This is a genomic window from Synechococcus sp. FACHB-909, from assembly GCF_014698945.1.
Lineage (GTDB): Bacteria > Cyanobacteriota > Cyanobacteriia > PCC-6307 > Cyanobiaceae > Cyanobium.
Genome location: NZ_JACJTY010000004.1, coordinates 187,121 through 212,157, shown reverse-complemented (window position 1 = coordinate 212,157; position 25,037 = coordinate 187,121). Strand labels below are relative to the sequence as shown.

At 70.1% G+C, this 25,037-nt stretch carries 28 protein-coding genes; 19 read left to right on the top strand and 9 right to left on the bottom strand.

Annotated features, from left to right (window positions below):
• The first annotated feature begins 9 nt into the window (after positions 1–9).
• From H6G99_RS08735 to H6G99_RS08710, 7 genes are all read left to right on the top strand, one after another.
• The gene (locus H6G99_RS08735) at positions 10–933 is read left to right on the top strand and encodes an SDR family oxidoreductase (RefSeq protein ID WP_190611077.1); all 924 of its coding nucleotides are present in this window, start codon (positions 10–12) and stop codon (positions 931–933) included.
• Positions 930–1,868, top strand: coding sequence for an MraY family glycosyltransferase (locus H6G99_RS08730; RefSeq protein WP_190611075.1), 939 nt, complete (start codon positions 930–932; stop codon positions 1,866–1,868). Before H6G99_RS08735 ends, H6G99_RS08730 begins: the two co-directional genes overlap by 4 nt.
• A 329-nt stretch (positions 1,869–2,197) precedes the next feature.
• Positions 2,198–3,337 carry an SDR family NAD(P)-dependent oxidoreductase gene (locus H6G99_RS16375; protein ID WP_286191073.1) on the top strand — a complete coding sequence of 380 codons (1,140 nt, stop codon included), beginning with the start codon at positions 2,198–2,200 and terminating at the stop codon, positions 3,335–3,337.
• A complete protein-coding gene (locus H6G99_RS16370; RefSeq protein WP_286191072.1) occupies positions 3,324–4,136 on the top strand; it encodes a polysaccharide biosynthesis protein in 813 nt (270 codons plus the stop codon). Before H6G99_RS16375 ends, H6G99_RS16370 begins: the two co-directional genes overlap by 14 nt.
• The gene (locus H6G99_RS08720; protein WP_094585473.1) at positions 4,133–5,071 is read left to right on the top strand and encodes an exosortase/archaeosortase family protein; all 939 of its coding nucleotides are present in this window, start codon (positions 4,133–4,135) and stop codon (positions 5,069–5,071) included. The genes H6G99_RS16370 and H6G99_RS08720 overlap by 4 nt, the downstream gene beginning before the upstream one ends.
• Positions 5,068–5,733, top strand: coding sequence for a hypothetical protein (locus H6G99_RS08715; protein WP_094585472.1), 666 nt, complete (start codon positions 5,068–5,070; stop codon positions 5,731–5,733). Before H6G99_RS08720 ends, H6G99_RS08715 begins: the two co-directional genes overlap by 4 nt.
• 97 nt (positions 5,734–5,830) lie before the next feature.
• Complete coding sequence (locus H6G99_RS08710; protein WP_190611074.1) at positions 5,831–6,358, top strand: protein-tyrosine phosphatase family protein; 528 nt, start codon at positions 5,831–5,833, stop codon at positions 6,356–6,358.
• A 48-nt stretch (positions 6,359–6,406) separates the two neighbouring features.
• Here H6G99_RS08710 and H6G99_RS16570 read toward each other — a convergent pair whose 3' ends face one another.
• Positions 6,407–8,767, bottom strand: coding sequence for a GumC family protein (locus H6G99_RS16570; RefSeq protein WP_190611072.1), 2,361 nt, complete (start codon positions 8,765–8,767; stop codon positions 6,407–6,409).
• Between the two features lie 498 nt (positions 8,768–9,265).
• On the opposite strand from H6G99_RS16570, the gene H6G99_RS08700 reads away from it, so the two are divergent.
• From H6G99_RS08700 to H6G99_RS08690, 3 genes are read left to right on the top strand one after another with little or no spacing between them, the layout of a single operon-like run.
• A complete protein-coding gene (locus H6G99_RS08700) occupies positions 9,266–10,354 on the top strand; it encodes an SLBB domain-containing protein (RefSeq protein ID WP_190611071.1) in 1,089 nt (362 codons plus the stop codon).
• A gap of 22 nt (positions 10,355–10,376) precedes the next feature.
• A complete protein-coding gene (locus tag H6G99_RS08695; protein WP_190611069.1) occupies positions 10,377–11,471 on the top strand; it encodes a hypothetical protein in 1,095 nt (364 codons plus the stop codon).
• Entirely contained in the window at positions 11,468–12,148 is a 681-nt protein-coding gene (locus H6G99_RS08690; protein ID WP_190611067.1) for a hypothetical protein, read from the top strand. Before H6G99_RS08695 ends, H6G99_RS08690 begins: the two co-directional genes overlap by 4 nt.
• A gap of 33 nt (positions 12,149–12,181) precedes the next feature.
• Here the strand turns inward: H6G99_RS08690 and H6G99_RS08685 are convergent, their stop codons facing one another.
• Positions 12,182–12,757, bottom strand: coding sequence for a sll1618 family protein (locus tag H6G99_RS08685; protein ID WP_190611065.1), 576 nt, complete (start codon positions 12,755–12,757; stop codon positions 12,182–12,184).
• Between the two features lie 46 nt (positions 12,758–12,803).
• On the opposite strand from H6G99_RS08685, the gene era reads away from it, so the two are divergent.
• The 6 genes from era (at position 12,804) to larB (ending at position 16,861) form a co-directional block, all read left to right on the top strand.
• Positions 12,804–13,787, top strand: coding sequence for a GTPase Era (era, locus tag H6G99_RS08680; RefSeq protein WP_190611064.1), 984 nt, complete (start codon positions 12,804–12,806; stop codon positions 13,785–13,787).
• 102 nt (positions 13,788–13,889) lie between these two features.
• Entirely contained in the window at positions 13,890–14,411 is a 522-nt protein-coding gene (locus tag H6G99_RS08675; RefSeq protein WP_094585465.1) for a phycobiliprotein lyase, read from the top strand.
• 7 nt (positions 14,412–14,418) lie between these two features.
• On the top strand, positions 14,419–15,114 hold the full coding sequence (trmD, locus tag H6G99_RS16360; RefSeq protein ID WP_094585464.1) for a tRNA (guanosine(37)-N1)-methyltransferase TrmD: 696 nt from the start codon (positions 14,419–14,421) through the stop codon (positions 15,112–15,114).
• A 66-nt stretch (positions 15,115–15,180) separates the two neighbouring features.
• Positions 15,181–15,666, top strand: a complete 486-nt coding sequence (ispF, locus tag H6G99_RS16355) for a 2-C-methyl-D-erythritol 2,4-cyclodiphosphate synthase (RefSeq protein ID WP_286191071.1) — start codon at positions 15,181–15,183, stop codon at positions 15,664–15,666.
• On the top strand, positions 15,663–16,163 hold the full coding sequence (locus H6G99_RS08665; RefSeq protein WP_353617207.1) for a TIGR03792 family protein: 501 nt from the start codon (positions 15,663–15,665) through the stop codon (positions 16,161–16,163). Before ispF ends, H6G99_RS08665 begins: the two co-directional genes overlap by 4 nt.
• 44 nt (positions 16,164–16,207) lie before the next feature.
• On the top strand, positions 16,208–16,861 hold the full coding sequence (gene larB / locus H6G99_RS08660; RefSeq protein ID WP_502707678.1) for a nickel pincer cofactor biosynthesis protein LarB: 654 nt from the start codon (positions 16,208–16,210) through the stop codon (positions 16,859–16,861).
• On the opposite strand, the gene H6G99_RS08655 is transcribed toward larB, so the two are convergent.
• From H6G99_RS08655 to H6G99_RS08635, 5 genes are all read right to left on the bottom strand, one after another.
• Positions 16,862–17,020 (bottom strand): hypothetical protein, encoded by a 159-nt coding sequence (locus H6G99_RS08655; protein WP_190611061.1) that lies wholly within the window; start codon positions 17,018–17,020, stop codon positions 16,862–16,864. It abuts the gene before it with no gap.
• 63 nt (positions 17,021–17,083) lie between these two features.
• Positions 17,084–18,034 (bottom strand): DUF1517 domain-containing protein, encoded by a 951-nt coding sequence (locus H6G99_RS08650; protein ID WP_190611059.1) that lies wholly within the window; start codon positions 18,032–18,034, stop codon positions 17,084–17,086.
• 27 nt (positions 18,035–18,061) lie between these two features.
• Entirely contained in the window at positions 18,062–18,277 is a 216-nt protein-coding gene (gene thiS, locus H6G99_RS08645) for a sulfur carrier protein ThiS (protein ID WP_094585458.1), read from the bottom strand.
• A gap of 8 nt (positions 18,278–18,285) precedes the next feature.
• A complete protein-coding gene (locus H6G99_RS08640) occupies positions 18,286–19,353 on the bottom strand; it encodes a thiamine phosphate synthase (RefSeq protein WP_190611148.1) in 1,068 nt (355 codons plus the stop codon).
• Positions 19,354–19,457: 104 nt separating this feature from the next.
• On the bottom strand, positions 19,458–20,414 hold the full coding sequence (locus tag H6G99_RS08635; RefSeq protein WP_190611057.1) for a bifunctional riboflavin kinase/FAD synthetase: 957 nt from the start codon (positions 20,412–20,414) through the stop codon (positions 19,458–19,460).
• Positions 20,415–20,477: 63 nt separating this feature from the next.
• On the opposite strand from H6G99_RS08635, the gene H6G99_RS08630 reads away from it, so the two are divergent.
• Entirely contained in the window at positions 20,478–21,059 is a 582-nt protein-coding gene (locus H6G99_RS08630) for a DUF3611 family protein (protein ID WP_190611055.1), read from the top strand.
• Here H6G99_RS08630 and surE read toward each other — a convergent pair.
• Positions 21,044–21,856 (bottom strand): 5'/3'-nucleotidase SurE, encoded by an 813-nt coding sequence (surE, locus tag H6G99_RS08625; RefSeq protein ID WP_190611054.1) that lies wholly within the window; start codon positions 21,854–21,856, stop codon positions 21,044–21,046. The two genes, H6G99_RS08630 and surE, sit on opposite strands and share 16 nt — an antisense overlap.
• A 74-nt stretch (positions 21,857–21,930) precedes the next feature.
• On the opposite strand from surE, the gene pheS reads away from it, so the two are divergent.
• Positions 21,931–22,938: a phenylalanine--tRNA ligase subunit alpha gene (gene pheS / locus H6G99_RS08620; RefSeq protein ID WP_190611052.1), complete on the top strand. Its 1,008-nt coding sequence runs from the start codon at positions 21,931–21,933 to the stop codon at positions 22,936–22,938.
• Between the two features lie 60 nt (positions 22,939–22,998).
• On the opposite strand, the gene H6G99_RS08615 is transcribed toward pheS, so the two are convergent.
• Positions 22,999–23,865 carry a hypothetical protein gene (locus tag H6G99_RS08615; protein WP_190611050.1) on the bottom strand — a complete coding sequence of 289 codons (867 nt, stop codon included), beginning with the start codon at positions 23,863–23,865 and terminating at the stop codon, positions 22,999–23,001.
• Positions 23,866–24,081: 216 nt separating this feature from the next.
• Here H6G99_RS08615 and H6G99_RS08610 point away from each other — a divergent pair, with 216 nt between their 5' ends.
• A complete protein-coding gene (locus H6G99_RS08610) occupies positions 24,082–25,008 on the top strand; it encodes an NAD(+) kinase (protein WP_094585452.1) in 927 nt (308 codons plus the stop codon).
• Positions 25,009–25,037 lie beyond the last annotated feature (29 nt).

Here is a 25,037-nt window from a genome sequence, read left to right as displayed (position 1 = left end):
GTCCCCCCCATGCCTGCGCCGATCACGCTCTTCGGGGCCACCAGCCCGAGCGGCCAGGCCCTGATCGCTCTGGCGGCAGGGCGGGAGCTGGTGGTGGCGGGGCGCCGGCCGCCGCTGCCCCCGGCCAGCGGCGGCAGCGGCGGTGGCGAGGCACCGCCGTTCCTGCGCTGCGACCTCGAGGACACCGGCGCTTGGGCTGAGGTGCCGGCGGGGCTGCTGGTCAGCTTTGCCCCGATCTGGTCGTTCGCCCCCTGGCTGGAGCGGTTCGCCGGCCGCGACCCGGCCGGCTTCGGCCGGCTGCAGGGGGTGATCGCCTGCTCCTCCTCCTCGGTGATCACCAAGCGATTCGCCGCCAATCGCTTCGACCGCGATCTGGTGCAGCGGCTGCGGCAGGCGGAGGAGTCGCTGAGCCGGACGTGCGCCGCCCACGCCCGCCCCCTGCGGATCCTGGCCCCCACCCTCATCTACGGCCAGGCCGGCCCCCTGGGTGATCGCAACCTCAGCCGGCTGCGCCAGCTGCTGCGCCGCCTGCCCCTGCTGCCCCTGCCCGGCCAGGGAGGCCTGCGCCAGCCCATCCACTGCCGCCAGCTGGCCGCCGTGGCCCTGCACCTGGCCGACCGCCTGGCCGAGGACGGCTTCGACCCGTCCCAGCCGGTGCACCTCCCCCTCGGCGGCGACGACACCCTGAGCTACGCGGCCATGCTCCGGCGCCTGCAGGACGCGACCGACCGGGGGGATCGGGCCCGCCGCTGCCGCCTGCTGGCGTTGCCGCCGCGCCTGTTCCTGTCCCTCGCCTCGCCGCTGCTGCTGCTCTCCCCAAAGCGCTTTGAGGCGGTGCTGCGCATGGGCGCCGACCTGGCCGGCTTCACGCCGGCCCACCACCTTCTCGGGGGATCCCCCGAACCCTTTCCCGTGCTGCCGCTGGTGCCATGACCCCCCTGCACGGCCTGGCCTTCCTGCTGCTGGGCGCCGGCCTCGGCGCGCTGCTGCTGCACCGGCTCCTGCCCCTGCTGCGGCGCCGGCTGGTGGATCAGCCCAACGCCCGCAGCTCCCATCAGCGACCCACCCCCAGGGGCGGGGGGCTGGCCTTCGTGCTCGTTGGCAGCGGACTGGCTCCGTTCGCCGGGGAGGGCTGGCCGGCCTGGGTTCCCCTGATCTGTCTGCCGCTGGCCCTGGTGGGCCTGCTGGACGACCGCCTCGATCTGCCGGCCGCCTGGCGCTACGGCGTGCAGATCGCCACGGCCCTGGCGCTGGTGGCGATCTCACCCCTGGCCCTGCCCTGGTGGCTGGTGCCGGTGGCGGTGTTCGCGGCCACGGCGGTGATCAACTTCGTCAACTTCAGCGACGGGCTCGACGGCCTCGTCGCCTGCTGCGCCGCGGTGCTGCTGATCGTGGCCTTCCTGGCCATGGCCCCCGATGGCGGCCACGCCCTGGTGCCGCTGATCGGAGCCCTGCTGAGCTTCCTGGCCTGGAACTGGAGCCCGGCAAAGGTGTTCATGGGGGATGTGGGCAGCACCTTCCTCGGGGCGGTCATCGCCGGGATGGTGCTGCAGCAGGCCACGCCCGCCCTGGCCCTGGGCCTGTTGCTGGCGGGCTTCCCGCTGCTGGGGGATGCCTGCCTCTGCGTCCTGCGCCGGCTGGCCGCGGGCCAACCCATCTTCCAGGCCCACCGTCTGCACCTCTATCAGCGCCTGCATCAGGCCGGCTGGCCCCATGCCCGGGTGGCCCTGCTCTACATCGGCGCCACCGCCCTGCTAGGGGCCGCCCTGCTCCTCCAGGGCCTGCCCCTGGAGCTCGGCCTGCTGCTGCTGGAGCTGGCTCTGGGCCTGTGGCTCGATCGGCACCAGGCCGTCCCCTTCTCCCCCTGAATGGGCAGTAACGTCAAAGGGTGCAGGTATTGCCACGGCCATGATCCATTCCGACATCACACTATTGGTGTGTGAGAATGACGATCTCCATGTGATTGCCTAGCCTTGATCCGTCCAGTCGGCGCCAATCACTCCTCTCATGCATCTGCTGGCCTCCTGTTCGCTTGAGCGGAAGCGTTGCACGGGCAAGTCATCGAGGTAAGTCAACACTGGTGGGCAGCCATTCAGACGTCGCTTCCTTCTCCTCGCCGCAGCTTTTTTTCACCGTTGCATTCCCACTGCATCCCCACTGCATTTCCTGATTCGTCGATCACCGCCGAACTGAACGATTGATTCCCCAGCTCTCATTTCTTCGTTACGTGCAGAAGCAGCTGCTGGCCCGCCGGCTGCTGCTTGTGGTCTTCGATGGTCTGATGATCGTCGCCTCCTATCTCGGCGCCTTCATCCTGCGTCTGCCGGACGCCACCACCCTGAAGGGCTTCATGCCCTCCACGATCCTGCTGCTGCCCCTGGCCGTCATCACCGGCCTGCCCGTCCTGGTGGTCTCGGGCTGGTATCGGGGGCTCACCCGCTACGCCGGCAGCCACTCCCTCTACGGGCTGGTGCCCCGCTCCGGCGCGATGGTGCTGATCCTGCTGTTGAGCAGCACCCTGATCGGCGGTGCCCAGCCACCAAGATCCTTCTGGATTCTCTACTGGCTGCTGTTCACCGGCGGGGCCATCGCCAGCCGCATCGTGCTGCGTGACGTCCTGGTCCATCACCTCGATCAACGGGAGAACCACTCCCCCGGCGGCTCCCAGGGTGATGGCACCCTCATCTACGGCGCCGGCGCCTCCGGCATGGGTCTGCTGCTGGCCCTGCGCAACGACCCCCGCTTCCGCATCGTCGGCTTCCTTGATGACGATGAGGGCCTGCAGGGCCGGACCCTCCAGAACATGGCCATCCACTCGCCCCTGCGGCTGCCCCGTCTGATCGAGCGTCACGGCGTCCGAAAGGTCCTGCTGGCGATGCCCACCATGTCGCGGCGGCGCAAACGCCTGCTGGTGGATCAGCTCACCCACCGGGGCCTGGAAGTGCTTTCGGTCCCCTCGCTGGCCCAGATGGCCACCGGCCAGAGGATCGTCTCCGACCTGCAGCCGGTGGCGATCGAGGATCTTCTTGGCCGCGAACCCTCCAACCCCGACCCGGTGCTGCTCAAGGCCGGCGTCGAGGGGAAGGTGGTGCTGGTGACGGGCGCCGGTGGCTCGATCGGCAGCGAGCTGTGCCGCCAGGTCGTGGGCCTGGGCGCCGCCAGGCTGCTGCTGGTCGAGCGCAACGAATTCGCCCTCTACGCCATCGAGCGGGAGCTGGGCTCCAAACCCTGCGGCGTCGAGCTCCATGCCGTCCTCGGCGATGCCTGTGACGCGGCCCGCCTCACCCTGATCTGCCGTCAGCACCGGGTCGACACGATCTTCCATGCCGCCGCCTAACAAGCACGTTCCCCTCGTTGAGGCCAACCTCTGCGCCGGCATCGCTAACAACATCGGCGCCACCGAGGCCGTGATCGCCGCCACCCGGGCCTCGGGCGTGAGCCGGCTCACCCTGATCTCCACCGACAAGGCCGTTCGCCCCACCAATGTCATGGGAGCGAGCAAGCGCATCTGCGAACTGCTGATCCAGGCCGCTGCTGCCGAGATCGAGGAAGGTGGCCCGATCCTCTCGATGGTCCGGTTCGGCAACGTGCTGGGCTCCTCCGGCTCGGTGATCCCCCTGTTCCATCAGCAGATCTCCAGAGGTGGGCCGGTCACCGTCACCCATCCGGCCATCACCCGCTACTTCATGACCATCCCGGAGGCCGTCCAGCTGGTGCTGCAGGCCACCGGCATGGCCATGGGCGGCGATCTCTTCCTGCTCGACATGGGCGAACCGGTCCGGATCGCCGACCTGGCCCGCCAGATGATCGAGCTGTCCGGGCTGCGGGTGCGCGACGAGCACAACAGCGACGGGGACATCGCCATCCAGTACACCGGCCTGCGGCCGGGGGAAAAGCTCTACGAGGAGCTCCTGATCAGCGCCGCCGACCAGCCCACCCAGCACCCGCTGATCCGCAGGGCCACCGAACCCCATCGGGACAGCGAACAGCTGGGGCCCCTGATCCAGCAGCTGCATGAGGCGCTCGCCCAGTGGGACGAAGCCGCCTCGAGCCAGCTGCTGCGGCGCCTGGTCCCGGAATACGATCCTGAAGAGGGTCTCCCGGCCTCCCCTCTGCTCGACGCCCTGGCCCGATGAGCAACACCATCGAGCGACTCTTCAGCGGCCTCCTTCAGAGGATTCCTCCGGGCTGGCGGGCCGCGATCCCGGCCGTTCCCCCGCCCACGCCCCGCAACCTCTGGCTGGCCCTGGCCGCTGCGGTGGCGGTCCAGAACATCGCCGTCTTCCAGAGCAGCCAGAGCGAGCACATCACCGTGTTCGCGGTGCTGGTGTGGGGGGGGGCGGTGATCTGCATGGAGGACCAGTTCGAGGACCTCCGGCCCAGGCCAGGCGCCTGGGGACTGGTCATCGGCAGCCTGCTGCTGGTCTGGGTCCTGGCCCGCTCGGCGCTGATCCTCCACTGGGACGGTCTGCTGTTCGCCCTGGCGCCGATCGGCGGCCTCAGCCTGGGTCTGATGGCGGAGAAACCGGCCAGCCTGGGCCGTTTCCGCGATCCGCTGCTCTGCCTGATGCTGCTTCCAAGCTTCGCCCTGCTGATGCGGACCCTGCCGGAAGCCCCCATCAGCCTGCTCACCGCGAGCCTCTCCGGTCTCTGGCTGAGCGTGCTCGGACTCGACGTCACGGTGAACGCTCGCAGCGTGCTGCTGCCAGGCGGCGGCGTACGGGTGCTCGGCCCCTGCAACGGGGTGGACCTGATGGCCCAGATCCTGTGCGTGGGCGTCATCTTCCTGCTGGCCTTTCCGATCCGCTCCTGGACCAGCCGTGCCGTGGTGCTGCTGATGGCGCCGGTGATCGGCCTGGTCTGCAACACCTTCCGCATCGCCCTGCTGGCGGTGTTCGCGGGCAACGGCCAAGGCAAGGGCAGCTGGCTGTTCGATTTCTTCCACGAGAGCACCGGCTCCCTGGTCTTTTCCGGAGTGGCGGTGATGATCTTCGGCATGGTCTACATGCGGCTGCTCGAGCGGGAACTTCCCCCCCTGCCCGCCCCGCCGCAACCGGGGGAAGGAGCGTGATCACCCCTCCCCTTCTGGTCCGCTGGTACGGCACCTTCGCCGTCGCTGCGGCCCTTCTGGCGACCCAGGCGATCCTGCTGCCGCGCTGGCCCGCGGCACCGCGTGCCCTGCCGGCTGAGCAGCTGGAAGCGGCGCTGCGCGGGGCCCAGCTGCTGCCGGAGACGGCCCCCAGCCTCGCCCCCCCCTGGCCGGCGAAGCGCAGCTACGAACTTTCCACCACGGCGCCGGTCGTCCTGCCCCTGCAGGAGGGGTTCGAGCTGACCCTGATGGGCGGCACGGTGCGCCAGCGTTTCAACTTCCAGACCAGTGTCATCGGGCGGGACCAGGCCAGCCTGAATCTCATCCAGCGCCGCCTGATCGGCAGCCCGGTCCCGACGGCAAGGGGACTGACCAAGGACCGCCCCACCCTCCAGACCTGCCTGATGTCAGGCCCTGGCCCGGAGAAGCCCTTCGGGGTCACCCGTGAACAGCTCACCACCCTCGCCGATCGTCTGGCGGTCGGGAGGGAGTCCGCCATCGAGAAGGTGATCGGGCTCCAGCCCCATCGCACCTATGCCTGCACCCTGATCAGCCTGCGTGGGCCCAAGGGAAAGCCCCCTTCCGACCGCCTCTGGCAGCAGGTGCTGGCCCTGGTGGAGCCGGTGCTGCGAACCCGGACGTGAGCGCAACCGACAAGCGCCACCCGTCGAGGGCACGCCGATGATGGGCCCCCTGCGGCAGTTTCTCCATAGCCTGAGGCAGGACCGGCCCCTGCCGCCGATGCCCGACCGCTCCCTGCCCTGCAGCTGGGTGCTCAACGGTCAGCTGGCGATCGGTCCCATGCCGCGCACGGCCAGGCATTGGCAACAGCTGGAGGAGGCCGGGATCCGCAGCCGCTTCAGCTGCTGCTATCCGGAGGAGGAAAGCGCCCTGATCGTTCCCCCCGGCTGGAGCAGCGACCGGGTCTCCCTGCCCGACCACAGGCAGCAGGAGCCGCTGCGCCAGGAGCGACTGGCCCTGGCCCTGGCGAGGGCGGAAGCGCTGGTGAACCAGGCCGCTCCCATCTATCTGCACTGCATGGCGGGGTACGAACGCTCCCCCCTTCTGGCGGTTGGCCTGACGGCCCGACTGCGCGGCATCGATCCGCTGGCGGCCCTGGCCTGGGTGCGTCGCTGCCACCCGATGGCCATGCCCATCTATGACCACCTGGTGATGCTCGAAATGCTGCTCTGCGCCCGCCCAGCCATGGGTGACGGTTTGGAGACGGGGCCGGTGGAGCCCCTCCTTGGCGGGGGGAAGGGCCCCTGAAACGGGCCCTCACCTGCAGCGAACCCTGAGCTGAAACGAACCGAACCCTCAGCCCCTGTTCCCGAAGCGCTTGCGCAGCCAGACCATCGGGCCGCCACCACCATCACTGGAGGGACGGTGGCGACGGGAGGAAACCCTCTCGGCGGGAGGCAGGGAACTGGAGGAGCCGGCGCTGGGTCCGAGGCCGCCATTGGAGGCGACGGGCGCAGACCCCTGATCCTCGTCCTCGCGGTAGTAGGTCTTGACGTCGGATTCGCCCTCGTTGTAGCGGGCGGAGATGTAGGAATTGGTCGCGGCACCCTTCATGTAGCTGTCGCGATAGCGCTGCACATAACTGCCGAATCCACCGGTGGAAGGTTCGCTGGCGCTCTTGGCGTAACCCGACGCCGACGCGTAGGCGTAGTGGTAGTAGTAGCCGTATTCGTAGCCGTAATCGTTGAGGCGGCTGGGGAAATTGACCTGGTTGCAGATGATGCCGAGCACATCCACCCCGGAGGCCCGGATGCGGCGGCTGGCCTGGGGAGCCAGCTCACGACTCACCTTGCCGAGGCCGACCAGGAAGAGGATGCCGTCGAGCTTCTCTCCCAGCAGGATCGGATCGGCCAGCATCAGGCAGGGAGGCGCATCCACGACGATGATGTCGTAGCCGGGAAGGGCACGGATCTCGTCCATGACTTCCTTGCAGCGGGTTGAGTTGAGCAGCTTGGCCGGATCGGGCGGCTTCGGGCCGGCCGGAAGCACGTCCATGTTCTCGGCGATGGAGTGGATGAAATCCGTCGGTTTGCGCGTTGAATCCGAGAGCAGGGTGGAGAGGCCGTCGCCCTGCTCCACACCCAGGTAGCGGGCCTGCATCGGCAGCCGCATGTCGGAGTCGATGACGAGCACCTTGAGGCCGAGGTCGGCCAGGGTGCGGGAAAACACCGCGACCGCGGTGGACTTGCCTTCCCCCTGGGTGGAGGAGGTGATGCCCACCATGCGGATGCTGCTGTCGGCGCGGAGCAGTCGGAAGGTGGTGAACAGGCTGCGCAGCGACTCCTTGATGGCGAAGCGCTCGCTCGAGGACATCTTGGAGATGCTGGTGGCGATGTCGACACCGGGCTCGAGGGGCAGGTAGGGGATCAGACCCAGAACCGGCAGCTGCAGGTCCTTCTCCACCTCCATGGGGGTGTGGAAGACGTTGTCGGTCCGCTCGCGGAGGATGGCGGCGCCGAGACCGGCCAAGAGACCGATCATGATCGCCCTCAGCAGGTTGCGCTGGATGTTGGGCTCCACCGGACTGCCGCCGAAATCGGGAGGTCCGATCACTTCCCAGGGGGAAATGGAACGGGCCATCTCGAGCCGGTAACGCTCCCTGGCCTGGATGTAGGAGGAGTACTGCTCCCTGGCGATCGAGAGCCGCTGGTTGATGTTCTCGAACTCCGACATCTTCTGGGGATTGTTCCGGAAGTTCTCGCTCAGCAGAAGGATCTGACGGTTGATCTCATCCTGCTGGGCCACGTTGGAAAGCAGCCGGGCCTTGACGGCGTCGGCAGCCTGCCGCTGCACAACGGGGAGCAACTGGTTGCGGCGGGCGATCAGGGACTGAACGATCGGAGAGTTGTCCTTGAACGTGCCCTTGGCGGTGGCCAGTTCCTGTTCAAACTGGTTGAGGAGGTCAAGGGGCGTCTTGGTGCCGCTGGCAGCCTCGGCTCCGGAAGATCCCCCCCTGCCCGGCACCAGAACGCTGTTCCGACCCAGCTGCTCAAGGGCGGTGGGGGCACCGCTGGGGGTGAACTGCAGCTTGCCGGTCTGGATCGATTTCAGCTGGCTGTCGAGCTGCACCTGCTCGTTCTGAAGGGTGCGCAGCTGGTTGACCAGACCTTCGCGGGCCCCGAGGATCTGGCTGGCCGCCGTGGCCGGGTCAACGAAATTGTTGCGTTCCCGGAACCTGAGCATCTCCTGGGAGAGCTTGGTGACCCGTTCCTCGATCGCGGGGGCCTGCTCGTCGAGGAAGCGGACGCCGGAGTTGACCGCCGCCTGGCGCTGGGTCAGGGAGAAGGCGGTGTAATCCTTGGCGAGCTGCCGCAGGATGGCCTTGCCCTTGGCTGGATCGGGCCAGCGCAGCGACACGTTGAGGACGTTGTCGACCCGGGCCGACTCCTGGTTGATGGAAAGGTTGCTCTCCAGGGCCCGGAGCGGCACGCCCTGACGCTGGGCGACCGGCCCGAGCAGCAGGGGGCTGCGCATCAGAACGATGAGACTGGGCACATCGGTCTTGATCTCGCTGCGGGCGATCGTCTCAACGGAACCGCCGCCGCCGCCGCCGCCAGGGTTGTCGAAGGGGTTGCTGATCTGCATCTGGAACCCCCCCTGGTAGACGGGGGAGAAGATGCGCTGACGCAGCGTGTTGATCGCCAGAACGCCGGTCACCACCGCGAAGGTGATCAGAAAGATGGACTGACGGCGCTTGACCGTCCGTACGAGGCCCCCCAGGCCGCCGCCGCCGGACTGGCCCTCGCCGATGGGGCTGAGGGGGCTCTGCTGCGACGGATCGAAAGCGCCTGGACCCGGACCACCCGCGGCGGGAAGGGACAGCGGGCGCGCGGTTCCACCCGGAAAGGTCTCAGGAGGAACACCCGTCGTTGTCACGTTATGAACCGCAGGGAAAGTTGAGCCGATGATAATGGCAACCAGCAAAGAATGCCCCCTTGACTCGGGCGTCTATGGTGGTAATCCGATTAATGTCCTTCGGTGGCTTCTCCTCCCAGAACATCTGTACGCCAGGGATCTGCAGGCCAGTCGGCACGCCGGGAATCTGCCGCAGGTCAGGGATCTGCAGCATCTGACGGAACCTCCCGTGGCAGGAGCCTTCGCCCCACGATCCGGCGGCGTCTTTCCTCCCTCGGCGCACTGGGTCTGGTCGGTGCGATGGTGGCTCCGACAGGCCTGAAGGCCTCGGTGCCCCAGGGGGTGGCGCCCCATTCCCCCTGGCGCGGTGCCGCGGCCATGAGCGCCGCTCCCCTGGCTGGCCCCGCCTCCTCGGCCCCTCTGCCCCTCACGGTCACGGAGGTCTACAACGATCTTTACGTCCTCGGCCCCGGGGATGGTCTGCAACTCACCTTCACCGACCCTTCCGCCTCCGCCATCGGCGGTGCGGTCTCCATCCTTCCCGACGGCACTTCGACCCTGTCGCTGCTGGGATCGGTGCAGCTCACCGGCCTGACCATCGGCCAGGCCACCCGCTGGCTCACCTCGCTCTACGCGAAGCAGCTGGTGCGGCCTGAGCTGATCCTCAGCCTCGTTTCGCCCCGCCCCGTGAAGGTGACCATCATCGGCGAGGTGGGCCGTCCTGGCCTCTACCCCCTGGCCTCCTTCTCCACACCAGTTTCCGCGATCCAGACCGCCGGCGGCGTCACCCTGAACGCCGACATCCGCAAGGTGCTGCTGCGGCGTCTGGCCGGGCCCGACGGCAGTCAGAAGCAGACCGTTCTGGACCTGGCCCAGGTCTTCCAGGTCGGCAACCAGCGGCAGAACCCGATCCTGTTCGACGGCGACACGATCGTGGTCGCCCGCACGGAGGATCTGATCCCCGAGGAAATCCTCCAGATCGGCGCCACCAACCTGGCCCCGGCCACCATCAATGTCTCGGTGATCGGCGAGGTCCGCAGCCCCGGCAACCTCAGCCTTCCCGCCAACACCCCCCTGGCCGAGGCCATCTTCCGGGCCGGTGGTGCGGAGAACTGGCGGGCCAACAAGAACGACATCGAGCTCGTCCGCCTCAACCGCAACGGCACCACCACCCGGGAGGTCTACAGCTACCGGGATGGGATCGGCGTCTCCAAGGGGCTGAATCCCCCGCTCCGGGACAGGGACACGATTATCGTCAATCGCACCTTCTACGCCGAGGCCCTCGACGTCATCAATCAGGTCATCGTTCCCCTCAGTCAGGCCGCCAGCTCCTATTATTTCTTCCGAGATACATTCAACGGCAACAGAAACAACAACAACTTCCGCTGACAACCGCTTCTCGAGCCCTCCCATGTACCGCGAACCCACCATCAGCCCCAAAGCCATCGCCTGGGCCCTGCTGAGCCAGTCCATCTGGCTGCCGCTGCTGGCCATCGATGCCCACGACCGCTGGCAGTCGCGGGTCAAGGACATGACCATCCCCCAGCCGGCTGATCCGAAGGGGACGGACGAAGCGATCGCCTCAGCGCCGGAAGCACCGGCCACCACCCCAGCGCCCGACACCTCCTCGCCCCTCGACGACCTGGGCACCACCACCGGCCATGTGCTGAGTTCGGCCTCCGAAAAGATCGGTTCGCTGCTGGATGCCCCCCTCGCACGCAGCCTCGATCTCAGCGGCCCCTCCACGTCTTCTGCTTCGGGCGCCCGGCGGCCCGATGCCGGTCGCCGTCCGGCGGTCGCCCTCCGGAGCGCCGCCCCGTCCCCGGTGGCCAAGGCCCCGTCCCGCCCGGCCTCCTTCCGCATCGATGGGCCTCCCCTCGGCACCACCGGCCTGGGCAGCGCCCAGACCCTGCTGCAGCGCAACTTCTCGAATTCCGAGCTCCTCGGTGGTGTGCTCACCATCCAGGACCTGGGCCTGCCCGCCATGCCGACCGTGGCCCGGGCGGAGCGGGCCCGCTGGGCCAGCAGCGGCGATCCGATGGCTCCCATTCCCCAGAACCTGAGGGAACCGATGCGCCAGGCGATCCGCACCCTGCCGACCCCCACGCCCACCAAGACGGCCAAGCTCCAGCAGGCCCGGGTCATCCATGTGCCCTCGACCCGGGTCAGCAAGCCCACCCAGGTGCCCCTTGCGATCCAGGCCGACGGCAGCGTCGATGTGCTCAGCCAGCCGGACGATCCCGCGGTGATCGAGGACATCAAGGAGTGGTCCAGCCGCCAGCCGGCCCAAGCCCCCGGGACCGTCACCCCCACGGTGGTGAACCTGCAGCCGCTCCCGGCTGAGGACAGGGCCACCCCCGCCCCTGTGCGGGTCTCGCCGGTGGCCAGCAGCGCCCCGATCGCCCCGCCGCCGCCCCCGGCCGCTGCCACGGTGGCCCCTGTGGCGGAAGCTCCCGCCCCCACCCCGGCCCCGGCCGGTCCAGCCGGCGCCGTGGTGGCCCAGTGAAGCGGATCCGGCTCCACCCCGGCGGCGCCCCCCTGGTCGGTCTGGCCTGGCTGGCCCTGGCCCTGGCTGCCGATCCGGGTCGGGCCCAGTCGCTGCCGGCGCCACCGGCTCCCTGGGTCCCCATCGCCCCGGAGCCCGCGGCGGCCGGCTGGGAACCCGTCACCGACGCGGCCACCCTTCCTGCCGACTACCTCCCGCCTCCGGCCAACCGGGATCCCGCCGAGCTGGCGATCGTGCCGCGTCAGGGCAAACCGATCGAGAACGTGGGCATCTACGGCATCGGTGGGGGCGTCAATTTCGGCAGTGACCTGCCCAACAGCGGGGTGTTCACCGGTCGGATCGGGTACAAACTCAATGAAACCCTGGCGGTCTCCCTGCGTCCCAGTGTGATCTTCGGCAACCGTGATGTGCTGGGCCGCTACAACGGCCAGACCTCCTTCCAGTTGCCCCTCACCCTGGATCTGTTCCGTCGCTCCGTGGTCTCCCCCTACCTGGGGGGCGGTATCGCCACCAACACCTATTCCACCGGCCAGACGAACGCCATGCTCACCGGCGGCGTCGATCTGAACATCACCCAGAACGTGACCCTCGGGTTCAACGTCAACTACGTCTTCCTGCCCGATGGCGTCACTTTCGACGCCCTTCAGGCCATGACGCTGCTCTACCTGAAGTTCTGAGGCCCAGGCCAGGATGTTGGCCGGGTTCGTGGCTCAGTCAGCCACGGCCTCGATGGCGGCGGCGATTGCTTGACGCTGTTCGGCGTCGTACCCCCAGCGGTCGAGGAAGGCCCTGTCCTCCGCCACCACCGCCTCGGTTGCACCGTCCTCCGCGGCGGCCGCCAGAAGGGTCTCGAGGCGCTGCTTCACGGCCACCGGCTCCAGCTGGCGCAGCAGCTCGGTGCTGCGCAGCTGGACGCGCTCCGAGCCGGCCTGGTGCTCCAGGTCCCCTGAACGCCGGTGGTGCAGCACCATCGCCGTGCTCATGGCCAGATTGCGCGCGGTGAGATCCACCACCCCCGCCCCCGCCTGCCGCAGGGCGACCACCAGGGGTTCCGGCAGCCGGTCGAGCAGGGGCGCCTCGCCGGTGAGGCCGACCACGAAAAAGCCACGGGCCCCGTCCCGGCTCGCCACCAGCTCCCCCACCCGATCGGCCAGCACCTCATCGCTGAGTTCCCCGGCTTCCCAGAGGCCGATCCACTGGGCCGCGATCTCCATCGCCTGGGGGAAGCTCGGCGCCAGGGGGGTCCCGTTCAGGGGAGTCTCGGTCAGCGGGGCGTCATCGGTCATGGCGGCGGACGGGCGGCGGGGCCCACGGACTGGCAGTGTTGAGGCTATGGACCCGAGCGCCCCGACCGCCAGCCCCGGCGATGCCCAGCCCGACGACGGCAGCAGCGAAGGGGCGCCCTTCCGCTCCGGCTTCGTGGCCCTGATCGGACGCCCGAACGTGGGCAAATCCACCCTGCTCAACCAGCTGGTGGGCCAGAAGGTGGCGATCACCTCCCCCGTGGCCCAGACCACCCGCAACCGGCTGCGGGCCATCCTCACCACCCCCGCCGCCCAGCTGATCCTGCTGGACACCCCGGGGATCCACAAACCCCATCACCTGCTGGGGGAACGCCTCGTCCAGAGCGCCCGGGGTGCCATCGGCGAGGTGGATGTGGTGCTGCTGCTGGTGGATGCCAGCCAGCCGGCCGGCCGGGGGGACGGGTTCATCGTCGACCTGCTCCGCCACAGCCGCGTGCCGGTGCATGTGGCCCTCAACAAGAGCGACCGGGTCGGCGCCGACGCCGAGGATCTGGCCGCCACCTACCGGGAGCTGATGGCGGAGGGTGGCGATCGCCCCGTGACCTGGCCCCTGCACGCCTGCAGCGCCCTCAACGGCGATGGCTGCCAGGCCCTGGTGGAGGCCCTGGCGGCCGACCTGCCGCCGGGTCCCCTGCTCTACCCGGCCGACACGGTCAGCGACCAGCCCGAACAGCTGCTGCTGGCGGAGCTGATCCGGGAGCAGGTGCTGACCCTCACCCGGGAGGAGGTGCCCCACTCAGTGGCGGTGCGGATCGAGCGGATCGTGGAGGAGGAGGCGAAGGGCAAGGTGCGCACGGCCGTGCTCGCCACCGTGCTGGTGGAGCGCAGCAGCCAGAAGGGCATCCTGATCGGCAAGGGGGGGCAGATGCTCAAGGCGATCGGCCAGGGGGCGCGGCTGCAGATGCAGAAGGTGTTCGACGGTCCGGTGTACCTCGAGCTGTTCGTCAAGGTGGTGCCCAACTGGCGCAGCCATCCGGGCCGGCTGGCCGAGCTGGGCTACCGGGGCGACTGAGGCCGCCGGCGCTCCGCAGCCCCCACACCGCACCCCTGCAGCGGGGGGTTTGCGAGGATCCCAAACGGGGCCCACCGGCCCCGATCTCCCGCCGCCCCATCCGTGACCAGCGCGACCGAGCCGCCCGCCGCCCCCTTCCCTCCCGAGACGATCGCGGCGTTCCTGGCCTTCTGCGCCGGCGACTGGCTCTCCCTGCGCAGCTGCTTCAGCCTCGAGGAGGCGGCAGAGGCGGCGCGGGAGGCCGAGGCGGACGAGGCCAGCTGGCACAGCTCCGAGCGGGGCGAACTGACGGTCACCTACCTGGCCCCTGAGCAGAGCGGCGAGCCGGGAGGGCTGGAGATCACCCCACCCGGCGGTGGCCGCCACCGGCTGCTGTTCCGTCCCGACGGCGGCTTCCAGGGCAGTGCCCCGGACGGGGCCGCCAGCACGGGGCACTGGCAGCTGTGGCCGGATGGGAGCCTGGAGCTGACCAGCGAGCGGGCCGGGGCGTCGGTGCGGGAGCGGATCTGGTTCACCAAGGCCAACCTGCGCCTGCGCAGCAGCGTGGAGCACCACCCCGACGGCCGCCCGGGCCGGGCCAGCTTCAGCTCCGAGATCCGGCGGGTCAGCCGACCCGCCGGCTGAGCTCCCCATGCGCTTCGACGTGGTGAGCCTGGTGCCGGACGCCTTCACGCCCCTGCTGGGGCTGGGGGTGATCGGCCGTGCCTTCGCCGCCGGCATCGCCGAGGTCCACACCCACAACCCCCGCGACCACGCCACCGATCGCTACCGCAAGGTGGACGACGTGCCCTACGGCGGCGGTGCCGGCATGGTGCTCAAGCCCGAGCCGGTCTACGCCGCCTTCGAGGCGATCCCGGTGCTGCCGCGCCGCCGCGTGCTGCTGATGAGCCCCCAGGGCCAGCCGCTGCACCAGCGCGACCTGCGCCGCTGGGCCTCCGAGCACGACCAGCTGGTGCTGCTCTGCGGCCACTACGAGGGCTTCGACGAGCGCATCCGGCCCCTGGCGGACGAGGAGGTGTCCCTGGGCGATTTCGTGCTCACCGGCGGCGAACTGCCGGCCCTGGTGGTGATCAGCGGCGTGGTGCGGCTGCTGCCCGGCACCGTCGGCTCGCCGGACTGCCTCGAGGCCGAGAGCCACAGCAGCCTGCTGCTGGAGCACCCCCACTACACCCGGCCGGCGGAGTTCCGCGGCATGGCGGTGCCGGAGGTGCTGCGCAGTGGCGACCACGGCGCCATCGCCCGCTGGCGCCAGGAGCAGCAGGTGGCCCGCACCCGCGAGCGCCGCGCCGACCTGCTGGCCCAGTGGCAGGCGGAGCAGGAGACCTGAAGCACGCCCCCTGAGGCGCGCCATCGCCCCGCACCGGCGACACTGGATCCGCCCCCACCGCCCCCCATGCAGCTGCGCATCGGCAACGGCTACGACATCCACCGGCTCGTCCCCGGCCGTCCCCTGATCCTGGGCGGCGTGCGCCTGGAGCACCCCGACGGCCTGGGGCTGGACGGCCACAGCGACGCCGACGTACTCGTGCACGCCCTGATGGATGCCCTGCTGGGGGCCCTCAGCCTGGGGGACATCGGCACCCACTTTCCGCCGGAGGACGAGCGCTGGCGTGGCGCCGACAGCCTGGTGCTGCTGGAGCAGGTGGTGGCGCTGGTGGCGGAGCGGGGCTGGCTGGTGCTGAACGTCGACACGGTGGTGGTGGCGGAGCGGCCCCGGCTCAAGCCCCACATCTCCGCCATGCGGGAGGCGATCGCCGGCCGCATGGGCCTGGCCCCTGAGCAGGTGGGGGTCAAGGCGACCACCAACGAGGGACTCGGGCCCACGGGCCGCCAGGAGGGCATCGCCTGCCATGCGGTGGCGCTGCTGCAGCGGCCGTGATCCGTCGACCGAACCGCTGGCTGGCTACCTTGCTGGCCGCGTTCTTCCTGCTCACTCTCGTGCTGGTCGGCCTTCCCGCCACGGCCCAGGCCGCCACCCCGGCCGCCCTCGCCCAGCCCCAGGGGCCGGTGGTGGAGCACCTGAGGGTGAAGGTGCCCGCCGACGCCCGGGGGGCCTGGCTGCAGGCGGAGGAGGAGAGCTGGGGACCGTGGCTGCAACGCCAGGACGGCTTCCTGGGCCGGGAGCTGCTCTGGGACGCGGAATGGGAGGAAGGTCTGCTGCTGATCCGCTGGCGCAGCCGCCGCCAGTGGCTGGCCATCCCGGCCAGCGAGATCGATGCGGTGCAGGGTCGGTTCGAGGTCGCGGCCCGGCGGGCCCTGTCCCGCGATCCTGAGGCCCGGGGGCTGGCCGGGGCCGCCAACCCCTTTCCCCTGGTCCACGCCGGCGAACTGGAGTGGGTGGCTCTGACGCCGCCGGTGGAAGAGGAGGGGCGTTGAGCGAGGACGCCCGGCTCGACCTGGGCCGCCGCGGGCGGCTCGGCATGGTGGAGGCGGTCTGGGGCGAGCACAAGAGCGTCGAGCAGATCGCCGCCGTGATGCTGGAGATGCGCCGGGCCGGGGAGCTGGCCCTGGTGACCCGCGTTTCGGCGGAGAAGGCCGCGGCGGTGGAGCGGCGGCTCCAGGAGCGCTTGGACGCCCTTGGGGCCCTCGGGGACGGGGAAGCCCCCGTCCACCATCCGCTGGCCCGCTGCCTCACCTGGCCCGCACCGCCGCCGCCGGATCCGGCCCTCGGGCGGGTGGCGGTGCTCGGCGGCGGCAGCAGCGACCTCACGGTGGCGGCCGAGGCGCGCCTGGCCCTGGCCTGCCACGGGGTGGCCAGCGACCTGGTGCTCGACGTGGGCGTGGCCGGACTGCACCGGCTCCTGGGGCAGCTGGAGGGGCTGCACCAGGCCCGGGTACTGATCGCCTGCGCCGGGATGGAGGGAGCCCTGCCCACCGTGCTGGCCGGCCTGCTGCCCCAGCCGGTGATCGGGGTGCCGGTGGCGGTGGGCTATGGGGTGAGCGCCGGCGGCCAGGCGGCCCTGATGGGCATGCTGGCCAGCTGTGCCCCCGGGCTCACCGTGGTGAACATCGACAACGGCTACGGGGCCGCCATGGCCGCCCTGCGGATCCTGCAGCTGGACCGGGCCGGCTGATCAGCCGCCGGGACGCAGGGGACCCGCCGGAGGAGCCTCCAGCTCCAGCACGGTCTGGAGCCAGAGGGCCAGGGGGCGCGGCAGCCGGCCCTGCTCGTAACGCTCGATGGCCTCAAGCAGCACCGGGGAGTTGATCCAGCTCATCCGATGGGGAGGCATCGGCGCCTGCGGCTTCTGCCGCGCAGTGTGGGGGACCGCAGGCCGGCCGGCAAGGCCGCAGGTTCAGAGATGCTGCAGGTTGGGGTAGGCCGTGATCACCTGCTCGGTGGTGAGCACCTCGCCGGCCCCTTCCGGCTGCCAGATCACCTCAATGGCCAGCAGATCGTCCGCACCGACCGCACCGAGTTTCTGGAGCGAATCGCGCAGGTCGTCGGCGGTGCCGGCCCCCTTGATCGCCAGGTTGCGCCGGCTGGCCACCAGCAGGGTGACGACGATGAAATCGCTGGCGGCGTCGCTGGCACCGGGGGCCACGGGGGCGGGCTCACTGAAGCGGCGCCCGGCCACGTTGGCGGTGAGCTCCCGTTCCAGCTTGCTGCGCTCCTGCATGGAGAGCCGGTTGAAGGTGGATTCGGCGCTGGCGAAGGGCACCTGGCCCACTTCGCCGTTGGCGTACACCCAGAGATCGGGATGGCGCAGCAGGGAGAGGCTGGTTTCCTGCAGCACCCGCTGCAGGCCGCTGCTGCTGGAGGTGTCCGACGAACCGGCCAGCCGGCGCAGATCGTCCTGGAGATCGCGGGCGGACGCCAGCAGGCCCACCTGGACCTGGGCGATCGAGACCGGCCCGTCCGGGCGTGGCCTATAAGCAAGCTCGGAACCGGAACCCGCCAGCGCGGGCCCGCCGCCACCGCCGCGCAGGGCGTTGACCACCACGCCGGCCACGGCCATCAGGATCAGGAAACCAAACAGGCCGCCGCCGCCGAAACCGAAGATCGGCACGATGAAGGGGAAGCCCATGCCACCGCCCCGGTAGCCGCCGCCGCCGAAGCTGCCGCCCCCGTAGCCACCGCCGCCGCCGTAGCTGCGGGGCATGGAGGGCGCCGAACGGAAGCTGCCACCACCGATGCGACCGCCGCTGGCGGCCTGGGCCGGCGGCGGGGAGGCGATCACCAGGCCGGCCACCAGCACGGGCACGACCATCAGACCGGCCAGGCGCCGGAACAAGCGGGAACCCATGGGGTACGACGTTGCGATGGCAGGAATCTAGGAACCGCCCCCCACGATGGTGACCACTTCCAGCACATCGGATTCCACCACAGCCTGGGCTGGCCAGCGATCCCTGGGCAGGATCTCACCGTTGAACTCCACCACCACCAGACGCGGCTGGTAGCCGAGCGCCACGAGCACGGCATCGAGACACAGACCCGCGGGGCAGCGGCGCGCTTCCCCATTGACCCGCAGCAGCAGGTCTCCCGTCATGCCACCCGTCATGCCTCAGCCTCCAGCCCCGCCAGCAGGGCGGCGACCGCAGCGCCGGGGTCGTCGGCGGCCGTGATGGCCCGCACCACCGCCACCCGATCCGCCCCGGCACGGCGCACGGCGGCCAGGTTGCCCGGATCGATGCCGCCGATGGCGAAGAAGGGCAGGGGGGATTCCGCCGCCGCCTGGGTCACGTAGGCCAGCCCCACCGGCTCGCGGCCGGGCTTGGTGGGCGTGGCGTTGACGGGCCCCACCCCCACGTAGTCGCAGCCATCGGCGACCGCCTGGCGCAAGTCCTCGAGCCGGTGGGTGCTGCGGCCGATCAGCCGGTCGGGCCCCAGCAGGCGGCGGGCCACCGAGGGCGGCAGGTCGCCCTGGCCGAGGTGGACGCCGTCGGCCCCCACCGCCAGGGCCAGGTCGATGCGGTCGTTGACCAGGAACAGGGCGCCATGGCGGTGGCAGAGCTGGCGCAGGGCGCTGGCCTGGGCGAAGCGACTCCGGTCATCCAGGGGGGCGTCGGGTTTGGCGCGGTACTGCACCAGCCGCAGCCCCGCCGCCAGGGCGGCGGCCACCACGGCCTCCAGGCCGTCCACCGGGCTGGTCACCAGGTACAGATGGCAGCGGCGCAGCAGGGCCCGGCGCCCGTCGCCGTCACGGCCGGCCTGGAGCAGATCCACCTCCACGTCGTAGAGGGCGTAGCGGATCGACGCCGCCTCGGCCGCCAGCTCCGGGTCCTCAAGCCGGCCGAACTCCTCCAGCACCCGCAGGGCCTCCTGCACCCGTCCGGCGTTGGCGGCCAGGACACTGGCGCCGTCCTGCCGTTCGGCCTGGGCCGGATGGGCCAGGCCCGTGGCCGGGTCGCTGGCGGTGTGCCGGGCCAGCTTGTAGGAGGTCCGGTGCAGCCGCCCCAGGCGCTGGCGCAGGTCCTTGGTACGGGCCACCAGGTCGGGACGGTCGAGGGCGAAGCGGGCCCAGTCCTCTAGCACCCGCAGCCCCTCCCGAGCCCGGTCGAGGTTGGCATCAAGCAGCCGCTCGATGGCGGCACGGTGGGTGGAACCACGCTCACGGCCGGACAGCGGCGGCGACGGGACTGGAGGCTGGGGCGTCACCGGACCGGGGCGGGTGAGGCCTCCAGGGTATGGGAGGGCTTCTTCGGGCGGGAGGAACTGATGTCCTGCCCCTAGGTGGAAGCCTCCCCAGGGGGTCCGAGTGTCCGGCAGAGCTCCCCGGCCCGATCGGCATCCAGCCGGATCTGCTCGCTGAGGGCCTCGAGGCTGGCGAACGCCTGCTGGCGCCGCAGCAGCCGCAGGGGCTGCACGGTCAGATGGGCCCCCACCAGCTCCAGCCGGCGCTCCAGCAGGTGCACCTCCACCGCCGATGGGGCCAGGGGATCGACGGTGGGCTGGGGGCCCAGGTTCATCACCGCCGCCATCGGTCCCTCGCCGCCGTCGCGCCAGGCCAGGGCCGCATAGACCCCTTCCAGCGGCAGGAACTTGCGGCCGTCCACCGCCAGATTGGCGGTGGGCCAGCCCAGCTGGCGCCCCAGGCCCCGGCCACTCACCACCTGGCCGCTGAAGCGGTAGGGACGCTCCAGCAGCCGCGCCGCCTCGTCGATGTCGCCGGCCCCCAGGGCCCGCCGGATGCGGCTGCTGCTCACCCGCTCGGCCCCATCCCACAGCATCGGCACCACCTGCACGTCGATGCCGAAGCTGGCGCCGATGCGGGCCAGGTCGTCCACGTCCCCGCGGCGATCGACGCCGAAGCGGAAGTTGGTGCCCACCGCGATCCTGCGGGCCTGGAGCCGTTCGGCCAGCACCTGGCGCACGAAGGGCTCCGGGGTCAGCGCCGCCAGCTCGCGGGTGAAGGGCACCAGCACCAGCTGCTCGATGCCAAGGGGTTCAAGCAGTTCCAGCTTCTCCTCCGGGAGATCGAGCCGCAGCCGCGTCTCGCCGTGGAGCACCTCGCGGGGATGGGGCCAGAAGCTGACCACCGTGGGCACAGCCCGCTCCTGGCCGGCGGCCATGGGCGCGGTGACGGCGGCGATCACGCTCCGGTGACCCCGATGCAGGCCATCAAAGCTGCCCAGGGCGACGGCGGTGGGGCGCAGGGCGCTGGAGGGGTCGTGAAGCGGGATCAACGGCCTCGGCCCTCGCCGGCTGGATCCTCCCATGCCAAGTTTGGGGCCTTCGCCCTTCTCCCCATGGTCGACACGCTGGATCTGCAGCGCATGGCCGATGCCCTGCGCCGCATGGGCTGGGTGCGCTTCTGGGTCCAGCTCGCTCTCGGAGTGGTGGTGGTGGGGGTGCTGATCTTCAACAACATCGGCGGCCAGATGGCGGCCAACTCCTCCCGTGCCCTGGGGCTGGGCCCCGGCCTTTCCCTCACCACCCTGTCATTCCTGATTCTGCTCTGGAGTCTGTGGCAATCCTGGCTGGTGGTGCGCTGCGGCCGCGCCCTGGCCAGCCCGGCACGCCCCAGCAAGGGCGAAACCACGCGCCTGGTGAAACGCGGTCTATTGGCCGACCTGGGCGGGCTCACCCTCGCGGCGGTGGGCTATCAGGCCCTGGCCGGCAGCCTGTTCGTGCAGGCCTCCCAGCAGGTGCCGGGCTTCTTCGGGGCCCAGATGCAGGGGACCCCAGGCAGCGGCGGCCGGGTGGTGGGGCTGCCGATCACCTCGATCGAGATGCTTTCGGTGCTGAGCAACACCCAGGTGCTGTTCGCCCACCTGATCGCCCTGATCCTCAGCTTGTGGCTGCTGCAGCGGATCTATCGCAAGACCTGATCGCCCAAGGCCTCCACGGCCGGCAATGAGGCGACGGAGCCCCGCCAGAAGAGTTCGGGCTGCAGGGGCGTCAGGGACGATCCGCCCTGCTGCACCCAGGCCACATCGGTGGGCCATTCGGCCGGACCGGCGCCGGTGCCCTCGAGGTCGTCGACCACTTCGCCGGCCAGCCAGTAGTAGGTGCGGCCACGGGGATCGGTGCGTTTCTCGAACTGATCGATGTAGCGCCGCACGGCCGTGCGGCACCAGCGCAGCGGGGCGAGGTCTGCGGCGGGCCGGGGCGGGACGTTGAGATTGAGCAGCAGCCCCTCGGGCCAGCTGGTGGCCAGCATCCGCTCGGCCACATCAAGGGCCAGGGCCGCCGCCGCCTCGAAGCGACGCCAGTGGAAGTCGGCGCTGCTCACTGCCAGGGCCGGCAGTCCCTCGATCGTGCCCTCCATCGCCGCCGAGACGGTGCCCGAATAGAGCACGTCGGTGCCGAGGTTGGGGCCGTGGTTGATGCCGGAGAGCACCAGGTCCGGCGGCTGCTCCAGCAGCCGGAACAGGGCCAGCTTGACGCAGTCGGAGGGGGTGCCGCTGCAGGCCCAGGCGGTGACGCCCGCCGCGAAGAGTTCGTCGGCCCGCTCCGCCCGCAACGGGGTCTGGAGGGTGAGTCCGTGGCCGGTGGCGGAGCGCTCCCGGTCCGGGCAGACCACGGTGACGGTGTGGCCGCGGCCGACGGCCTCGGCCGCCAAGGCCTGGATGCCGTCGGCGAACACCCCGTCGTCGTTGCTGATCAGGATCCGGAGCGGTGCCATCGGCCTCGACCGCGTGGACTGCCGGCAAGCTAGACGCTGCTGCCTACAGTCGCTTCCTCCCCCCGATCCGTGCCGTGAGCACCACCGTCAGCCTGCAGCAGCTCACCGACCAGCTGGAGCGCCTGGAGGCGGAGGCCGCCGCCGCCATCGCCGCCGCCGGGGACGCCACGGCCCTTGAGGAGCTGCGGGTGGGCCTGCTGGGCAAAAAGGGACGGCTCTCCGGGGTGCTCGGTGCCATGGGCCGCCTCCCCGGTGAGGAGCGCCCCCTGGTGGGCCAGCGGGCCAACCTCCTCAAGGAGCAGGTGCAGCAGCTGCTGGGCGCCAGGCTCGAGGCCGTCCGCAGCGCCGCCATGGCGGAGCGGCTGGAACGGGAGCGGATCGATGTGACGGCGGGCTGCAGCTACGTGCCGCCGGGCCACCGCCATCCGCTGCAGAGCACGATCGAGGAGATCGTCGACATCTTCGCCGGCCTCGGCTACCGGGTTTCCGAAGGGCCCGAGATCGAAACCGACCACTACAACTTCACCGCCCTCAACATCCCGGAGCACCACCCGGCCCGGGACATGCAGGACACCTTCTACCTGGGGGGCGACCGGCTGCTGCGCACCCACACCTCCCCCGTGCAGATCCGCCACCTCGAGGCCAACCCCCCGCCGGTGCGGGTGATCGCCCCCGGGCGGGTCTACCGGCGCGATGCGGTGGATGCCACCCACTCGCCGGTGTTCCACCAGGTGGAGGTGCTCGCCCTCGATGAGGGGCTGGATTTCAGCCACCTGCGCGGCACGGTCACAACCTTCCTGCAGCAGTTCTTCGGTGATCTGCCGGTGCGGTTCCGGGCCAGCTATTTCCCCTTCACCGAGCCCTCCGCCGAGGTGGACGTGCAGTGGCGGGGCCGCTGGCTGGAGGTGATGGGCTGCGGCATGGTGGACCCGGCAGTGCTGGAGGGCCTGGGCATCGATCCCGAGCGCTGGAGCGGCTTCGCCGCCGGCCTGGGGGTGGAGCGGTTCTGCATGGTGCGCCACGGCATCGACGACATCCGCCGGCTGTTCAACAGCGATCTGCGCTTCCTGGAGCAGTTCTGATCCCCGATGTCTGACATCGGCCGTGCACCCTGGTCGAGCGCCCCTCCTGTTTCAGCCTCCTCAGATCGGTGACTTCTTGGGCAGGTCTGCGGCGAGCTGCTGGCCCATTCGATAGAAACGGTGGTTGAGACGCCTGGCCGGGCCGTTGATGAGATAGGCCAGAAGAATGGCGTCATCGGTGAACCAGCGCTGGTCGTAGCGGACACGGCTGCGATTGCGCATCAGGAAGTCCTTGTTCCCCATGGCGATGTGCGATCGCGTGTTGGCGATGTCCAGGCTGGGGAGGGGGGCTTCCTCAACCATCGCCAGCAGCCCGTTGACCTGACCCAGCGTATCGAGACAGAGATGTTCGTAGAGGTTGATGCGATGGGGGATGGAAGGATCGGCGGCCAGAACCTTCAACCACTTGGTATTGGCATGGGTCCAGTAGTTCATCGAACGGAAAGCGGAAAGCAGCCCCTTGCCGCCACTCTTGCGCTTCATCGAAGCCGTGAAGCTGCGCACATCCTTGGTCACGAGGATGAGCCCGAAACGATCCTGGCTGGCGGCTTCGCGCCGCAGGGCACTGCGCAGGGCGCCCAGGGCTTCCACGGACTTGGAAGAATCCGTCACCAGCACATCATCACCAAGCTGGCGTCGGATGAATCTGATCAGCTGGGCATATTTCTCGTCCAGAGGAAGGTCTGAATTCAGGCCATTGAGATGGGTGAGCTTTCCCCAGAAGGAACAATTCTCCCAGTCACTGCCACAGGAACAGCGACGCACGTCGTCATGATCTCCCCAGGCACGGAGATAGGCCTTCATGTGGGAGGGAGAGAAGAAGGAAGCGATCTCTCCCAGGCTGAGGCTGCGGGAATGGCTGCTCAGCAACTGCTCGGTGAGGGTGGTCCCGCTGTGCTCGAGACCACCGATGTAAAGAAGCTTCACCGGCAGCAGCCGACGGGACGAAGTGCCCGGATGTTAACGCTGTCGCCTTGTCTTAAACCATCCGGGCACTGGCAACTCGGCCTGCAGGCCCTGTTCGGCGACGACGGCCAGGGAGGCCGAAAGGCCATCTCCCCAACCAGGTTTCGCCCGTCTCCTGCAGCCGTGGCTGCCGTTCCGCGTCCTCCTAGAGTCTGTCTGCCATTCAGCCTGCGATCGGTGCCCCGGGTCGGACTGATCGTCAATGACGGCAAGGATCTGGCGATCAGCACCGCCGACCTGATCGAGAACCGGCTGACCGCCGCCGGGCTGGAGGTCGCACGGGTGAGCAGCTCCGGTGGGGTGGTGGGTTTCGCCAATCCCGACCAGCACCTGCGCTCCCGGGGCTACGCCGCCTGCGTGCCCGCCAGCTTCGATGAGGAGATGGCCCTGGCGCTGGTGCTGGGGGGGGACGGCACCGTTCTCTCCGCCGCCCGCCAGACCGCCCCGATCGGCGTGCCGATCCTGACGATCAACACCGGCCACCTCGGTTTCCTGGCGGAGGCCTACCTCAAGGACCTGGACCAGGCCCTGGCCCAGGTGGTGGCCGGGGAATGGACCGTGGAGGAGCGCTCCATGCTGGTGGTGAGCGTGATGCGGGGCGAGCAGCGGCGCTGGGAGGTGCTCTGTCTCAACGAGATGGCCCTGCACCGGGAGCCGCTCACCAGCATGTGCCACTTCGAGATCGCCATCGGCCGCCACGCCCCCGTGGACATCGCCGCCGACGGGGTGATCCTCTCCTCCCCCACCGGCTCCACCGCCTACGCCCTCAGCGCCGGAGGGCCGGTGATCACCCCCGACTGTCCGGTGCTGCAGCTGACACCGATTGCCGCCCATTCCCTCGCCTCCCGGGCCCTGGTCTTCAGCGACCAGGAGCCGGTGACCGTGTTCCCCGCCACCCCCGAGCGGCTGATGATGGTGGTCGACGGCAGCGCCGGCTGTTACATCTGGCCCGAGGACCGGGTGCTGGTGCGCCGCAGCGAGCATCCGGTGCGCTTCGTGCGGCTGGCCGACCACGAGTTCTTCCAGGTGCTGCGCAACAAGCTGGGCTGGGGACTGCCCCACGTGGCCAAGCCCTCCAGCAGCCACGCCGACGCCCCCCTGTGACCACGCCACCCTCGACCACGTCCTCACCA

Excerpts from the sequence above, each read along its gene's own strand:
- H6G99_RS08735 (WP_190611077.1), top strand. The coding sequence starts at position 10 with ATGCCTGCGCCGATCACGCTCTTCGGGGCCACCAGCCCGAGCGGCCAG.
- H6G99_RS08730 (WP_190611075.1), top strand. The coding sequence starts at position 930 with ATGACCCCCCTGCACGGCCTGGCCTTCCTGCTGCTGGGCGCCGGCCTC.
- H6G99_RS16370 (WP_286191072.1), top strand. The coding sequence starts at position 3,324 with ATGCCGCCGCCTAACAAGCACGTTCCCCTCGTTGAGGCCAACCTCTGC.
- H6G99_RS08720 (WP_094585473.1), top strand. The coding sequence starts at position 4,133 with ATGAGCAACACCATCGAGCGACTCTTCAGCGGCCTCCTTCAGAGGATT.
- H6G99_RS08710 (WP_190611074.1), top strand. The coding sequence starts at position 5,831 with ATGCCCGACCGCTCCCTGCCCTGCAGCTGGGTGCTCAACGGTCAGCTG.
- H6G99_RS08700 (WP_190611071.1), top strand. The coding sequence starts at position 9,266 with ATGGTGGCTCCGACAGGCCTGAAGGCCTCGGTGCCCCAGGGGGTGGCG.
- H6G99_RS08695 (WP_190611069.1), top strand. The coding sequence starts at position 10,377 with ATGTACCGCGAACCCACCATCAGCCCCAAAGCCATCGCCTGGGCCCTG.
- H6G99_RS08685 (WP_190611065.1), bottom strand. The coding sequence starts at position 12,757 with ATGACCGATGACGCCCCGCTGACCGAGACTCCCCTGAACGGGACCCCC.
- era (WP_190611064.1), top strand. The coding sequence starts at position 12,804 with ATGGACCCGAGCGCCCCGACCGCCAGCCCCGGCGATGCCCAGCCCGAC.
- trmD (WP_094585464.1), top strand. The coding sequence starts at position 14,419 with ATGCGCTTCGACGTGGTGAGCCTGGTGCCGGACGCCTTCACGCCCCTG.
- ispF (WP_286191071.1), top strand. The coding sequence starts at position 15,181 with ATGCAGCTGCGCATCGGCAACGGCTACGACATCCACCGGCTCGTCCCC.
- larB (WP_502707678.1), top strand. The coding sequence starts at position 16,208 with ATGGTGGAGGCGGTCTGGGGCGAGCACAAGAGCGTCGAGCAGATCGCC.
- H6G99_RS08655 (WP_190611061.1), bottom strand. The coding sequence starts at position 17,020 with ATGCCTCCCCATCGGATGAGCTGGATCAACTCCCCGGTGCTGCTTGAG.
- H6G99_RS08650 (WP_190611059.1), bottom strand. The coding sequence starts at position 18,034 with ATGGGTTCCCGCTTGTTCCGGCGCCTGGCCGGTCTGATGGTCGTGCCC.
- thiS (WP_094585458.1), bottom strand. The coding sequence starts at position 18,277 with ATGACGGGAGACCTGCTGCTGCGGGTCAATGGGGAAGCGCGCCGCTGC.
- H6G99_RS08630 (WP_190611055.1), top strand. The coding sequence starts at position 20,478 with ATGGTCGACACGCTGGATCTGCAGCGCATGGCCGATGCCCTGCGCCGC.
- surE (WP_190611054.1), bottom strand. The coding sequence starts at position 21,856 with ATGGCACCGCTCCGGATCCTGATCAGCAACGACGACGGGGTGTTCGCC.